Below are 14,306 nucleotides of genomic sequence, written 5' to 3'. Positions count from 1 at the left end.
CATGCCAGGGCAACGGCATGCCAGGGCAACGGCATGCCAGGGCAACGGCATGCCAGGGCAACGGCATGCCAGGGCAACGGCATGCCAGGGCCACCCGACCGGGGGGCGTTTCCGGCGATCGATCTCCGGCCGCCCAACCATACGCCCGCGCGACCGTGCATTCGCGCCGCGATCGTGAGTCTGGGCCGCGACCGTGCATTCGCGCCGCGACCGGCGGTAGGCTTCTTCGAAGACGAATCGCCCGACCGTCCACTGTGGAGTCATGCTGATGTCTGGAACGCCATCCTCGTCGCGGCCGACCGAGTCCCAGCTGACCGAGCCGCGGTCGACCGAATCGTGGCTGGCTGACGCCGTTCTGTACCAGATCTATCCGCAGAGTTTCGCCGATGCCAACGGTGACGGGATCGGCGACATCGCCGGCATCACCGAGCGCCTGGACTACCTGTCCTGGCTCGGCGTCGACGCGATCTGGCTCAGCCCGTGCTTCGCCTCACCGTTCGGCGACGCCGGCTACGATGTCGCCGACTACCTGCGGGTGGCCGAACGGTACGGCACCAACCGGGAACTCATCGCGCTGGCCGAGGCGGCCCGGGCGCGGGGGATCCGGGTACTGCTGGATCTGGTGGCCGGGCACACCTCGATCGACCACCCCTGGTTCCGTGCCGCCGCGGACGACCCCGACGACCACCGGTACATCTGGTCGGACCGCGCCGCCGGGTCCCGGTGGAATCCGTCGCCCGGCTCGCGCCCCGGCTACTACCTGCAAAATTTCTACCCGATCCAACCCGCGCTCAACTTCGGTTACGCCCAGATGAACGACGCGGAGCCGTGGCGCCAACCGGTGGACGCTGCGGGACCGCGGGCCAACCGCGCGGCGTTGCGCGACATCATGACGTACTGGCTGGATCGCGGGATTTCCGGATTCCGCGTCGACATGGCCTCCAGCCTGGTGAAGGACGACCCGGACCGGGCGGAGACCGGGCGCCTGTGGACCGAGCTGCGTGGCTGGCTGGAGCAGCGGTACCCGCAGGCCGCGCTCATCGCCGAATGGGGCGACCCGGCCGTGTCGGTCCCCGCGGGCTTCCACGCCGACTTCTTCCTGCACTTCACCGGGCGGGCCCTGCTCTCGCTGTGGGACAACCGCGCCGGTGTGCAGCAGAGGGCGGCGCTGAGTGGGCCGTGCTACTTCGACGCGGAGGGGCGCGGTTCGGTCGACGAGTTTCTCGCCGCCTACCAGGCCGCCACCGCCACCATCGCCGGCGCCGGCTGGGTCGCGCTGCCGACCAGTAACCACGACTTCTCCCGGCTGGCCTGCGGTCCGCGTACCCGCGACCAGCTCGGCCCCGCCTTCGCGTTCCTGCTCACCTGGCCCACCGTGCCGGCCATCTACTACGGCGACGAGATCGGCATGCGGTACGTCCCCGGTCTGCCCGACAAGGAGGGCAGCGAGCTGGCCCCCGACCACAACCGGGCCGGCTCGCGGACCCCGATGCAGTGGGACGACTCTGCCGGCGCCGGGTTCTCCACCGCCGCGCCGGAGCGGTTCTACCTGCCGCTCGACCCGGCCGCGGACCGCTCGTCGGTCGCCGCGCAGCGGGCCGACGGCGATTCGCTGCTGAACCTCGTCCGGCGGCTCATCGCGCTGCGCCGGGCGCATCCGGCGCTTGGCACCACGGGCGGCGCGGAGGTGCTGTGCTCCGGGTACCCGCTGGTCTACCTGCGGGGTACCAGTTATCTCGTGGTCGTCAACCCGCGGCGTGAGCCGGCCCGGGCGGCCGTGGCGGGTGCCACCGCGGCACGGCTGTCCACGGCGCGCCCGCTGGAGGCGCGGGGCGTCAAGGTGGCCGGCGGTGAACTCACGGTCGACGGCTTCGGATACGGCGTCTTCGCGCTGGACTGACCGACCGCGATCCGGACCGACCGCGATCTGGACCGACCGCGATCTGGACCGACCGCGATCTGGACCGACGACCGCGATCTGGACCGACGACCGCGATCTGGAACGTCCTGCCACCATCGGTCGGCGCCGGTGGCCATCGGATTGGCAAGGCCGATGGCAAGAGGCCAGAATTAGCCTGCGTCAATGAAGTATCAAAGGTTACGCGTCGCGGCCGTGGCCGCGACCGCGCTTGCGGTGCTCGGGTCGGTTCTGGTCGCCTCGGCACCGGCCACGGCCGCGAGCAACGCTCCGGGCGGGATGCACCGGTTCGTGGTGGCGATCGGTGAGGTCAACGCGAGCGTACGGACCAACTGGGAGCGGTTGGGCATGTACACGTTCGATGACACCAACGGTGTCACCGAGACGCACTGGCACTGGACTCAGCGGGACCGGGTGTCGCGCAGTTCGACCGGAAACGCCGCCTCCAACTGCGGGGCGCGCAACTGCGTCGTGATGACCGGCAACGGCTACCAGAGCACCACCGCGCCCAACACCCTGCACGGAACGTACACCGTGACCGGCTCGGTTCTGCGGGTCACCTGGGACGGCACCACGGGCTGGGAGGAGTGGACGATCAGCGAGCCGATCGACGGCAAGCTGGCGAAGCTGACGTACCGCGCCAACTCGTTCGGGGCCACCAACGGGTTCGGGTACGGCAGCGACAGGGCGTGGAACGCTCCGGTGTCGACCGCGCAGATCGCCGCGGCGAACTGGACCGGGATGATTTTCACGTACTACACCTGGGCCACCGACAGCAACTTCAATCCGTACATCGACCACGGCGACGGCTCCCGGTTCTGGAACCTGAACTGGACACCGTGCACCGGTGGCCGCTGCCTCGGCGGCACCACCACCGACAACCAGTACTACATCTCACGCGCCAACAAGACCTCGACAGATCTGCGCGACACCCTCTGGTACTGGCGGACCGCCAACGCCGACAACCGCGGCGAGTACTGCTACACCGGCAACTCGCATGTGAAGCCCATGCTGGAAGTCATCGACAACGACGGCGTCCTGCACGGCTGGGTCGGCGTCGAGGCATCGCTCAACCAGACTGTGCCGTCCCAGGGCACCAGCGGCGACGACATCGGCGTGTTCCAGATCGCGGACGTCTGACGCGTTTCCCGGCACAGAATCAACGCACAGAACCAAGCCACAGAACCAAGCGACAGAACCAAGCGACAGAACCAAGCCAGAGAACCAAGCCACAGAGATCACGGCACGGATTCACCGTGGCGGCGCGCCGCGATCCCGCCGCGCGATCCCGCCGCCCGATCCTGGCGCCACCGCCGGGATCGGGCGGCGCGCCACCGCGAGAGGGCCGCGCGCCCACATCCGGACCCCGCCTACGACCGAGCCGGCGGGCTCAATGTGAAGGTCGACGAGTTTGCCCATCCGTTGCGCGCCGTCAGCGTGATTCGCGATCCCGGCTCGACGTCGACGACTGTGGGCCGCGCTCCGAGATTCCACCGGGTGCCCCGGTAGCGCACGTAGGCGCAGACGCGCTGCGTGCCCACCGGTGCCTCGACCGTCACCGGTGCCGACCAGCTGCCGGCGTGCTCAGTGCCGCCGACCGACACGTACGGTCGGGCGAACGCCTTCAAGAACCAGCCGTTGACCCGGCTGGGCTGGAAACCGACCTCAATGCGACCGGTGGTTGCGACCATCCGGCCACGGTACGACGCGGGTGTCGGCAACGCTGTGAGGTGCCGGCAACGCTGTGAGCCGGTGCACGTCGGGTCCCACACGCGCTGACCCTGCGCTCGGCACGGGACGCGGACGTTCGTTGACGACCGCGTGACGCGACCCGGCAAGCATCGGGAAGGGGCTGCCCAACGACGCACCAGGGACTGAGACAAACCAGAGGCAGCCGTGCGCGACAGGCTGCCAGGTATCTGAGGCAGCCATGCAGCACAGACAGCCATGCAGCACAGACAGCGACGTACCACAGACAGCGACGTATCAGAGACAGCGACGTATCAGAGACAGCGACGTATCAGAGACAGCGACGTATCAGAGACAGCGATGAGACAGGGAGGGGTCCGTTGAGCGATGACCAGGAACGCCCCGGGACCGCGGCGCGTCGAGCGGTCCTAGCCGGGGCAGGGATGGCCGGCGTCGTCGCGGCGCTCACCGGCTGCGGTACCGACGCGTCCAGCAGGCAACACCCTTCTGACACACAACACCCTTCTGACACCACGGCTCGCACCAGTACCCCGCCGACGGCCGCTGCTCCCAGTCCGGCGGTCGCGGGAGAGGATCTGGGCACGGCGAGCGGAATCCCGATCGGCGGCGGGAAGATCTTCGACCAGCAACGGGTCGTCGTCACTCAACCGGTCGCCGGACAGTACAAGGCGTTCGACGCGGTCTGCCCGCACAGCGGTTGTCTCGTCTCCGCGGTCAGCGACGGAGTCATCAAGTGCCAGTGCCACGGCAGCCTGTTCTCGGCCAGCGACGGATCGGTCGAGGCCGGCCCGTCCCAACAGCCGCTGTCGGCCCGGACAGTCGCCCTCCGGGGCGACGACCTCATCCTTCAGTGATGCGTTCCGAACGCGTTCCCGAAGTGCGGTAAGGAACGCGTCCGGAAACGTGTTCCGGAGTGCGTTTCGACACGCGTTCCGAGCACGGCCTGGGGGAGGCGGGGCGGCACGGCGAGCACGCGGTGCCGCCCCGCGCACGGCCGAGACGCGGCCAGACCTACGCCGGGGCGGCGGTTCACGCGGGGGTGATGGCGGCGACGTAGCCGTCCGGTCGGACGGTGACGGCGGTGGTGGGGCCACCGGCGGGTAGACCGTAGATCTCGCGGGCCGTTCCGGTGCCGTCGATGACCGGGACGGTGTGGACGTCGATGCCGTACAGAGTGCGGGGCTGGTCGGCGGGGTCGGGGCCAACGAGGTCGGGGCCGCCGAAGACCAGCCTGGTGGCCTGCGGGCCACGCAGGAGGTCGAACACGCGGGCACCGGAGCCGGTGGTGGGGTGCGTGACCGGGGCATCGGGTGCGCGGTCGCCGGCCCGCAGAGTTGCCTCACTCCGCTGGTTGTGCGGCTACCGCTGGACCTGCTTCGCAGCGAGATGTTCCTCACCGGCGCGGGTGCGTCGGACGAGTACGTACAACGCTGTGTCGACGAGATCCTGCTGCCGCTGCTGACGGCGCCCCGCGCGCCGCCCGAGTGACGCGTCGGTCGGGGGCGACCCGGCCTCGGCGCAGCGCATGGAACGGCCACTCGGCTCGGACGCTACCGTTCGTCGGCCCGGCCTCGTGCGCCGTCCGGCTCCGTCCGGCGGGCTCCGCCGCTCGGATCGATGCCGGCATCGCTGCGGCATCGCTGCTGGCAGCGCCGATGGAATCGGCTGTGGGATCGGCTGTGGGATCGCCGCTGGCGTCGCCGAGCGGATCGGCTAGGGATCGGCGAGAGGACCGGCGAAGGGATCGGCTGCGGAATCGCCGGTGGGATCCGCGACGGGAGCCGCAACGGGATCCGCGGTGGGATCGTCGGCGGTACCGGCGGTCCAGCTCGCCAGCAACTGCAGAGCGGTGTGGGTGGCCGAGCCTGGTTCGGCGGTGTAGACGACCATGAGTTGGTCGAGCGCGTCGGGCGTCGCCAGCGTCTCGTAGGCCAGGGTGAGGTCGCCGACCAGCGGATGTCGCACGTCAACCGTCCCGTGCGGGGTCGCCCAGACGTGCTGGTCCGCCCACAGCCGCCGGAATTCCGGGCTCTTCATCGACAGCTCGCCGACCAGGTTGGCTAGTTGCGGGTCGTCGGGGTATGCACCGGCGTGCATGCGCAGGCCGCCCACGGTCTCCTGCGCCTTGGCGTCCCAGTCGGCCCACAGGTCGCGGGCGCTGTCGTCGAGGAAGACCAGGCGGCCCATGTTGCGCTGGTCCGGTGCCAGCCCGTCCAGCTCGACCCCGAGCACGGCACTGGCCAGGTCGTTCCACGCGACCACGTCGAGTCGCCGGCCGAGGACGTAGGCCGGCGTCGCGACCAGGGCGTCCAGCAGCCACTGCGTGCTGGCCCGCACCGGCTGCCGGCGCTCCCGGCGCGGCGGCCGGTGGGTCGGCTTGGCCAGGTGGTGCAGGTGGATGCGTTCGGTGTCGTCCAGCCGCAGTGCCCGGGCCACGGCGTCCAGGATCGCCTCGGAGACGTTGCGCAGCCGGCCCTGTTCGAGGCGGATGTAGTAGTCGGCGCTGACGCCGGCCAGTTGAGCGAGCTCTTCGCGGCGGAGTCCGGGGACGCGCCGCCGGCCTCCGAAGGCCGGTAGGCCGGCGTCCTCGGGCCGCAGCCGCGCGCGGCGGGAGCGCAGGAACTCGCCGATGTCGGCGGGGGTGTCGCTCATGGCTCTCATTGTGACCCCGGCGCGACGGCCGAGCCTGGTTCTGCCAGACCTAGGTAAACCGCACCACTGGATAGGCCCCGGCCGCCGGCCGCACGCTTCAGGCAGCGCCGGACGCAGGCAACGCCGGACGCTTCAGGCAACGCCGACCGAGGAGGATGTCATGCTCGCAACCACCGTTGTCACGACCGCCGTTGCCGCCGGCGTCATCGCCGCTCCGGTGATCGCCGGGCTCGGCTACCGCGCCGTCCGGCGTTGGCGGACCGCGCGCGCCACCGCCATCCGTACCCGGGACGGGATCGCCGAGGAGCGGTTCGTCCGGGTCGGCGGCATCGACCAGTGGATCGGCATCCGGGGCGAAGATCGGACCAACCCGGTCCTGCTCGTTCTGCACGGCGGGCCGGGCTCGCCGTACTCGGTCTTCACGCCGCTGCTGCGCTCGTGGGAGAAGCATTTCACGGTGGTCCAGTGGGATCGGCGCGGTGCAGGCAAGACTCTGGGCCGCAACGGCAAGGCCGGCTGCGGTGAGCTGACGCTCGACCGGATGGTCGACGACGCCGCGGAAGTCGTCGAACACCTCCGCGAACACCTGCGCCAGGACAAGGTGGTACTGCTGGCCGGCTCGATGGGTACCCTGGTCGGGGCCCAGTTGGCGTTGCGCCGCCCCGGCCTCTTCCACGCGTACGTGGCGACCGACTGCTACGTCGACATGCTGCGCAACGAGGCGGCCGGATACCGGATGACCCTGGACCGGGTCCGGGCGGCCGGCAACGGCAGGGGTGTCTCGAGGGCGGTGGCAGCCCTGGAGCGGATCGGACCGGACCCGTCCCGCTGGGATGTGCGCGCCTGGGGCGTGAAGATGCAGTGGGCGATGCGTACCGACCCGGTCACCCCGAACGGTGCGATGAAGCTGATGCTCTCCCGCGTGCTGACCTCACCGGCGCACACCCTGCGGGACGTCGCTCACTGGTTCAGCGGCTTCGCGTACTCCAGGGATCGGCTCTTCGACGAGTTCATGGCGTTCGACGCGCGGCGGTTGGGTAGCCGGTTCGAGGTGCCGTACTTCTTGTTCCAGGGCGACACCGACGTGGTGACCCTGACCGGTCTCGCCGAGGAGTACTTCGCCGAACTCCAGGCGCCGACCAAGGCCCTGGTCAGGATCCGCGACGCGGGACACTTCTGCGCCTTCACCCGACCGGAGGAGTTCCTGCGCGGCCTGCTGTCCCACGTGCGCCCGCTCACCGCCCCGCAGACCACGCCATAAACTCGGCCCTATGACGATCGAAGAGGCAGTCCTGAACGGTAAGGCGGCGGTGGTCACCGGCGGGTCGCGCGGCATCGGCCGGGCCATCGTCGAGCGGCTGGCCAGGGACGGCGCCGAGGTGGTCTTCGGGTACGCGCGCAACGCCGAGGCGGCCGCGGAGGTCGAACGTACCGTTGCCGAAGCCGGCGGCACCGCCCACGCGGTGGCGGCGGACCTCGGCGAACCCGACGGCGTCGCCCGGCTGTTCGAGCAGGCCGAGAAGCACCTCGACGGGCTCGACATCCTGGTCAACAACGCGGCCGACCACTTCCTGCCGGCGCTGATGGTCGACGTGACCGAGGAGTACTACGACCGGATGATGGCGGTCAACGCCAAGGCGCCGTTCCTCGCGCTCCAGTACGCCGCCCGCAACATGCGCGACGGCGGCCGGGTCATCAACGTCTCCACTCTCAACACCGTCCTGCCCGGCCCGGGCATCAGCGTGTACGCCGGCAGCAAGGGCGCCCTGGAGCAGTTCACCGCCGTGGCGGCGCACGAACTGGGCTCGCGCTTCATCACGGTGAACACGGTGTCGCCCGGCGCCACGGACACCGACCTGATCCACCAGACCAACTCGCCGGAGGGGCTGGAGATGTTCAAGCGGCTGTCACCGCTGCGCCGGATCGGTCAGCCGTCCGACGTGGCGGACGTGGTGGCGTTCCTGGCCGGCCCGGACGGCCGCTGGATGACGGGCCAGAACCTGCGTGCCTGCGGCGGCATCCGCTAGCCCCGTCACCGCCGGAGGCTCCGCCACCGCCCGGCCCGCACGACGTGCGGACCGGGCCGCTCGGCCTCGCAGCTTGGGGCCCCGTTGCTCGGGCCCCGTAGCTCAGCGGAACAGGCCGCTCTCGATGGCTGCCACGATCCGGGGACGCAGCTGCGCCGTCGAGACGATCGCGTCCACCGAGCCGACCTCGACCGCGCGCTGGATGCTGTGTACGCGGTCGAACTCGGCCGCCACCTCGCCGAGCTTCTCCGCCCGCACCGAGGCGGTCACCTCGGACAGCTGGGCGTTGAGTGCCGCGCGTTCGGCACCGCTCGCCGCGGCGACCCGTGCCTGCAGGTCGGTGACGCGCGAGTCGGTGGCCGTGCGGTTGTTGACGTCGGCCGAGAACACCACGGCCGCCGCCGGCGCACCACCGAGCACCGACGCGAACGAGCCCTCCAGCGCCAGTACCGTCATGTTCGGGTTCAGCGTCTTGGAGAACACCACGAACGCACCGCCGTGGTAGCGCGAAATCACGCAGAACACGATCGGACCCTGGAAGTTCACGATCGCGCGGCCGATCTCGGCGCCGTACTCCAGCTGCAGCTTGCGCAGCGATTCCGGTGAGCCGTCGAAGCCGGACAGGTTTGCCAGCACCACGACCGGCCGGTTGCCCGACGCCGCGTTGATGGCCCGCGCGGTCTTCTTCGAGGAACGCGGGAACAGCGTACCGGCGGTGTAGGAGTCCGGGCCGTCGGTCGGCGGGAATCCGCGCCGGGGCACCGATCGCGACTCGATCCCGATGAGGCAGACCGGCCAGCCGCCGATGTGCACGTCCTGCACCACCGAGGTCTCCGCGTCCGCCATGCCGGCCCAGCGCTCCAGTACCGTGTGGTCCTGGTCGGCGAGCGCGCGCATCACGGTACGGATGTCGAACGGCTTCTTGCGGTCGGGGTTGTGCGTGGTCGAGAAGATCTGGCCCACGGTCGCGAACTCGCTGCCGGGCAACTCGTGCGGGAATGTCGAGACGTCGCGGTCGACCGGGTCGTTGGAACTCGCCCGGCGCGGCGCCGTCTCGCCGGGCGCGATGTAGGTGTGGTCGTAGTGCGCCATCAACACGTCGCGGGCGGCGGGTAGGTTCGGCGCCCAGTACTGCGCCTGGCCGTTCGGGCCCATGACCCGGTCGTAGCCGCCGATGCCGAAGTTGTCCTCGGCCGACACGCCACCGGAGAAGTCCAGGGACTGCTTGCCGGTGAGCACCATGGCCGAGTCGGGCGTCATGACGAGGATGCCCTTGGTGTGCATGAGCATCGTGGCCTCGGCGTTCCAGTACGGCTGGGCGCCGACGTTGATCCCCGCGACGACAATGTTGATTTCGCCGCCGGACTGGGTGAACTCGACGATCCGCTTGAGCGCGGCGGCCACCCAGTCCATGTTCTCGGTACCGGAGGTCATCGAGATCCGCGCACCGGCGGACAGCGCGAACCACTCCAGCGGTACCCGCATCCGCTCCGCCAGATCCAGCGCGGCGATGATCCGCGAGCACTCCGGCTCGGACAGCGCGCCGAGCGCCTTCGTCGGGTCGCCCAGCAACACCACGCGCGTGACGCCCTCGGGGTACCGCTCGGACGGCGTGCGTACCACACCGGCGACGATCGCCGCGCTGTTGCGACCCTTCGGCCGGTCCACCGGTACCAGCACGCCGTCTTCGAGGTCGTGCTCCACGAACGACCCTTCCAGGCCGGCGAGGATTTCCGTGATCTCGTACGGGTAGACGTTGCCGCGCCGTGCCGCGCGCAGCACCTTCTGCCGGTAGTCGTCGAGCGGTCGCACCGGCTCGGTCGACGGCTGCCCCATGGAAAGCCGCGGGCCGTGGCCGGCGTCGATGCCCATCCGGACCGAGATCTCGGTCAGCTCGCCGTTTCCGGAGCGCTCGCGGGCGATGAACTCGACCTCCTCGAGCCCCGCCGCGGCGGTGGTGGGCAGGATGCGGTGCGCGAGCATGCGCAGCTCGTCCGTCGACACGTCGCTCGGCGGCCAGACGTACATGAAGATGCGGTTGGTGTCGAAGCGCTTGTTCTGCGGCCGCTGCGCCTGGATGTTGCGGATCGCGTCGAGGCAGGCGGCGAGGGCGTTTTCCAGAGTGGGCAGCGCGACGAGGCGACCGTCGGCCTCGCGCAGCGGCGTCAGGTCACGGACCTGAGCCATCGCCACCAGGCGCTCGTCGGCCGGATTCTCCCGCGCGACCGCCTTGAAGACGTAGATCTCCTCGTCGAACGACGGCAGCCGGGTGAGGTTGAACTCGCGCCAACGCTCCAGCTGCATGCGCTGCGCGATGTGCGGGTGCAGCCCGCGGATCAGCCGGTCCTCGGTGAACGCATGATCCTCATCGGCGGCCGACGCCGCCGGCGGCAAGGAGGTCGCCTCTCGTGACTCGGCGGCCGACGCCGCCGGCGGCAAGGAGGTCGCCTCTCGCGATCCAGGCCTGAACGTGAAGTGGTGGTGCATCACCGCGCCGGCGGTGCCGGCGACCGTGGTGGTGATCCGCTCGACCTGCGCCGGCAACGCCGACGCGGCAAGGACTTCGCCGAGCCGCGCGGCCATGGCGTCGACGTCCGGCTGGGATTCCCAGACGAGGTAGATGTCGGCGACCAACCCCGCGTCCGTGGGCAGTTCCTGCGCCAGCTGCCCGATCGCGCGTACCGCGTCGCCGAGCCCGGGGAAGTCGACCGCCGTGGTGACGACGTGGGTACCGGCGGCGTTCGCCGTGACGAACCGGCACCCGGCCAGGTCCCGGAACTCGACGCCGGACAGCGCGCGGTTGCCGTAGTAGCGGCGGGTCAGCACCTCCAGCAGCGTCGCCTGGTCGCGTTCCGGCCGGCCGATACGCTGCCCGACCAGGCGGACCAGCGGCTCGGAGACGGCGACCATGGCCGCGATCCGGTCGGCGCGGTCCGGCGCGTCCGGGTTCTGGTCCAGGTAACGGAGTTCGCGGCGGACACCGGCATACACCTCGGCGCGGTTGCGGCGCAGGATCGGCATGGCGAACCAGCGGAACACGATGCCGTGCGCCAGGTCGGACACCGCCGGGAACCGCACCTGGGTCGCCTCGACGAGGTGTTCCAGCGTCAGGCCGACCCGCTCGCGCAGCGGTTCCGCCGGTGGCGCCTCCGCCAGCCACTGCCGCAGCAGGGCCGAGACGACGGCGACGTCGCGGGTGGCCCGCTGCTGGGCGAGGAAGATGCGGAAGACGGCGGATTCCAACTCGGGCGTACGGGCGAGGTCGGTCACGCCGTAGTGCGCGAGTACCCGGCTCAGCCTGGCCTGGAAGCCTTCGGTGACGCCGGCGCGCTCGACGTCGAGGCTCTGCAGGTACGCGTGGAAGTACTCGCGCGGGCTGTGTACGTGGCTCTGCGGTTCCTCCAGTTCGCTTGCCGGCTTGTTGCGGCTCAGCTCGGACAGGTCCGAGAAGGCGCGCAGCAGGTCCAGCTCGCCGGCCAGCGGGCGGTGCGCCTCGCCGAGTTGTTTGCGCGCGGCGAGGTACCCGGTCAGTACCCGGTCCTGGTCGTGCGGGTCGACGTCGTATCCGAGCACCAGGCTCAGCAGGTCCTGCAAGCCGCGCTCGGCACGGACGGCCGCGGTCGCCGATGCGTCCTCGGCCGGCAGGTCGATCTCGACCGACTCCGTCGCCGCGGCGGTGGCCTCCGCCTCCGCGTCGTCGCTCAGCGGCTCCAGCCGCATCAGCAGCGAGCCGGCCTCGATCTGGCTGCCGACCGAGACCGGCAGTTCCCGGACCCGGGCGCGGAACGGCGCGCGCAGGACCGTCTCCATCTTCATGCTCTCCAGCACGAGGATGGGTGCGCCCGACTCGACCTCGTCATCCACAGACAGCGGCGTCGCGACGACCAGCGCCGGCCAGGGTGAGCGGACCACGCCGCCCTCGTCGAGGCTGACCCGGTGCGTGACGCCATCGACCTCCACCAGGTGGGTCGGTCCGTGCGTACCGGTGACCAGGCGGAACCGGGTGCCGTTGACGGTGATCTGCCCGCTGTGCTCGTCGAACCGCTCGATCTCGACGTCTGCCGGGTGGATGTCGCCGCCGCTCGCGATGCCGACCCGGAACCGTTTCTGGCCGGTGCGGGTCACGCTCACCCGGTAGCCGACGCCACGCAGCTTGAGGTCCAGCGGACGACCGCTCTCGTGCTGCACCTGGGGTCGCCCGCCGTGCGCGGTGGACAGCAGGCGCTGCAGGGCGGCCTCCTCCTCGTCCTGGTACGCCTCGATGGCCGCGGCGGCGAGCGCGATCGCCGAGTGCCGGTGCGAGACTAGGCGCCCCTCGCCGCGGACGCGGTCGATCCAGCCGGTGTCGGCGGCCGCGCTGATCACCTCGGGCTGGTCGAGCAGGTCGAGCACGAAGCTCTTGTTGGTCGCGCCGCCCTCGATGATGACCGTCGTCTCGCCCATGGCGCGACGGAGGCGACCGAGCGCCTCGTCGCGGTCCCGGCCGTACGCGATGATTTTCGCGATCATCGAGTCGAAGTCGGAGGGGATGCTGTCGCCCTCGCTGACGCCGGTGTCGACCCGGATGCCCGGCCCAGCGGGCAGGACCAGCCGGGTGATGCGGCCGGGGGAGGGAGCGAAGTCCCGGTCCGGGTCCTCGGCGTTGAGCCGCGCCTCGACCGCGTGCCCCATCTCGACCGGCTGGACGCCTTCGAGCTTGCCCCCGGAGGCGACGTGCAACTGCAGCTTGACCAGGTCGGTACCGGTGGTGATCTCAGTGATCGGGTGCTCGACCTGGAGCCGCGTGTTGACCTCCAGGAAGGCGAACAGCTTCTCGCCCGGGTGGTACAGGAATTCCACGGTCGCGGCGCCGCGGTATCCGACGGCGATGGCCAGCCGCTCGGCCGACTCCTTCAGCTCGGCGGTCTGCTCCGGGGCGAGGACCGGCGACGCGGACTCCTCAATGATCTTCTGGTTGCGCCGCTGCACCGAGCAGTCGCGCACGCCGAGCGCCCACGCGGTGCCCTGGCCGTCGGCGATGACCTGGACCTCGACGTGCCGGGCGCCGGTGACCAGGCGCTCCAGGAACACGACGCCGGACCCGAACGAGCGCAGAGCTTCCTGGCTGGTGCGCTCGTACGCGTCGGTCAGGTCGTCGGGTGACGCGACGACGCGGATACCGCGCCCGCCGCCGCCCGCGGTCGCCTTGAGCATCAGGGGGTACCCGATGTGCTCGGCCGCCTTCAGCGCGTCACCGAGCGTGGCGACCTCGCCACGGCTCCACGGTGCCACCGGGACGCCGACCTCTTCGGCGATCAGCTTCGCACCGATCTTGTCGCCGAGCTTGCTCATCGCGTCCGCGCTCGGCCCGATGAACGTGACGCCGATCCGCTCGCACAGGTCGGCGAAAGCCGGGTGCTCGGCCACGAAGCCCCAACCGACCCAGGCCGCGTCGGCCCCGGTCTCGACGAGCGCGCGCTCCAGCTTGTCGTAGTCGAGGTAGGGCCGGGCCGCGGCGGGGCCGAGGGGATAGGCGATGTCGGCTTCGCGCACGAACATCGCGGCCCGGTCGGAGTCGGTGAACAGGGCGACCGTTTCGATCCGGGTCCCGGTTTGGGCGGACAAGTCGCGCACGGCGTGGATGAGCCGCATCGCAGCCTCTCCCCGGTTGACGATGGCGACACGACTGAACACCGGCTGACTCCCTCCATACCCACACACGTTCCATACCTACACACGTAAGGCGACGTCCGCATCGCGGACCGTCGCCTGCACCGGCCTATCACCCTGCCCCGCTACCGGTGCGTACACCAACCTCTCCAATGGCACAGTACCGAGTCGATCAGTTGTAGATTCCCTACAAAGAAGTCGCGTGGGCCACACAAATCGGCCGGCGCGTCGAGGCGAATCGCGATTCTCCGTGACTGCCCGGACACTGTATGTAGTGTTACTGTGCGTCGCCTTACCGGCCGGCTCGCCGCTTCGCCTGTGACCGGTCGGCACCGGTCGTCGACGGTGAG

General features: G+C 70.4%; 10 protein-coding genes. 6 read left to right on the top strand and 4 right to left on the bottom strand.

From position 1 onward, the window contains the following. The first annotated feature begins 268 nt into the window (after positions 1–268). Both Raf01_RS33855 and Raf01_RS33850 read left to right on the top strand, forming a co-directional pair. Positions 269–1,900 (top strand): alpha-amylase family glycosyl hydrolase, encoded by a 1,632-nt coding sequence (locus Raf01_RS33855; protein WP_203922146.1) that lies wholly within the window; start codon positions 269–271, stop codon positions 1,898–1,900. Between the two features lie 183 nt (positions 1,901–2,083). Next, entirely contained in the window at positions 2,084–3,058 is a 975-nt protein-coding gene (locus Raf01_RS33850; RefSeq protein ID WP_203922145.1) for a hypothetical protein, read from the top strand. A gap of 230 nt (positions 3,059–3,288) precedes the next feature. On the opposite strand, the gene Raf01_RS33845 is transcribed toward Raf01_RS33850, so the two are convergent. Beyond that, positions 3,289–3,609 (bottom strand): hypothetical protein, encoded by a 321-nt coding sequence (locus Raf01_RS33845; protein ID WP_203922144.1) that lies wholly within the window; start codon positions 3,607–3,609, stop codon positions 3,289–3,291. Between the two features lie 378 nt (positions 3,610–3,987). Between Raf01_RS33845 and Raf01_RS33840 the strand changes: the two genes are divergently transcribed. Beyond that, positions 3,988–4,482 carry a Rieske (2Fe-2S) protein gene (locus tag Raf01_RS33840; protein ID WP_203922143.1) on the top strand — a complete coding sequence of 165 codons (495 nt, stop codon included), beginning with the start codon at positions 3,988–3,990 and terminating at the stop codon, positions 4,480–4,482. 175 nt (positions 4,483–4,657) lie between these two features. Here the strand turns inward: Raf01_RS33840 and Raf01_RS33835 are convergent, their stop codons facing one another. After that, positions 4,658–4,894 carry a hypothetical protein gene (locus Raf01_RS33835; RefSeq protein WP_203922142.1) on the bottom strand — a complete coding sequence of 79 codons (237 nt, stop codon included), beginning with the start codon at positions 4,892–4,894 and terminating at the stop codon, positions 4,658–4,660. Between the two features lie 24 nt (positions 4,895–4,918). On the opposite strand from Raf01_RS33835, the gene Raf01_RS33830 reads away from it, so the two are divergent. Next, a complete protein-coding gene (locus Raf01_RS33830; protein WP_203922141.1) occupies positions 4,919–5,116 on the top strand; it encodes a hypothetical protein in 198 nt (65 codons plus the stop codon). Between the two features lie 225 nt (positions 5,117–5,341). On the opposite strand, the gene Raf01_RS33825 is transcribed toward Raf01_RS33830, so the two are convergent. Further along, positions 5,342–6,280: a helix-turn-helix domain-containing protein gene (locus Raf01_RS33825; protein WP_203922140.1), complete on the bottom strand. Its 939-nt coding sequence runs from the start codon at positions 6,278–6,280 to the stop codon at positions 5,342–5,344. Positions 6,281–6,440: 160 nt separating this feature from the next. Between Raf01_RS33825 and Raf01_RS33820 the strand changes: the two genes are divergently transcribed. Further along, positions 6,441–7,541, top strand: a complete 1,101-nt coding sequence (locus tag Raf01_RS33820) for an alpha/beta fold hydrolase (RefSeq protein ID WP_203922139.1) — start codon at positions 6,441–6,443, stop codon at positions 7,539–7,541. A gap of 10 nt (positions 7,542–7,551) precedes the next feature. Further along, entirely contained in the window at positions 7,552–8,307 is a 756-nt protein-coding gene (locus Raf01_RS33815; RefSeq protein WP_203922138.1) for an SDR family oxidoreductase, read from the top strand. Positions 8,308–8,409: 102 nt separating this feature from the next. On the opposite strand, the gene Raf01_RS33810 is transcribed toward Raf01_RS33815, so the two are convergent. Continuing rightward, a complete protein-coding gene (locus Raf01_RS33810; protein WP_203922137.1) occupies positions 8,410–13,980 on the bottom strand; it encodes an ATP-binding protein in 5,571 nt (1,856 codons plus the stop codon). Positions 13,981–14,306: the final 326 nt, after the last annotated feature.

It is taken from the genome of Rugosimonospora africana (assembly GCF_016862975.1).
Lineage (GTDB): Bacteria > Actinomycetota > Actinomycetes > Mycobacteriales > Micromonosporaceae > Rugosimonospora > Rugosimonospora africana.
The sequence above is the reverse complement of the archived record's forward strand: the minus strand, read 5'-3'. Positions and strand labels throughout refer to the sequence as shown.

What these genes read in the sequence shown, in the direction of transcription:
- Raf01_RS33825 (WP_203922140.1), bottom strand. Translation starts at nt 6,280, where the DNA reads ATGAGCGACACCCCCGCCGACATCGGCGAGTTCCTGCGCTCCCGCCGC.
- Raf01_RS33815 (WP_203922138.1), top strand. Translation starts at nt 7,552, where the DNA reads ATGACGATCGAAGAGGCAGTCCTGAACGGTAAGGCGGCGGTGGTCACC.
- Raf01_RS33850 (WP_203922145.1), top strand. Translation starts at nt 2,084, where the DNA reads ATGAAGTATCAAAGGTTACGCGTCGCGGCCGTGGCCGCGACCGCGCTT.
- Raf01_RS33820 (WP_203922139.1), top strand. Translation starts at nt 6,441, where the DNA reads ATGCTCGCAACCACCGTTGTCACGACCGCCGTTGCCGCCGGCGTCATC.
- Raf01_RS33845 (WP_203922144.1), bottom strand. Translation starts at nt 3,609, where the DNA reads ATGGTCGCAACCACCGGTCGCATTGAGGTCGGTTTCCAGCCCAGCCGG.
- Raf01_RS33855 (WP_203922146.1), top strand. Translation starts at nt 269, where the DNA reads ATGTCTGGAACGCCATCCTCGTCGCGGCCGACCGAGTCCCAGCTGACC.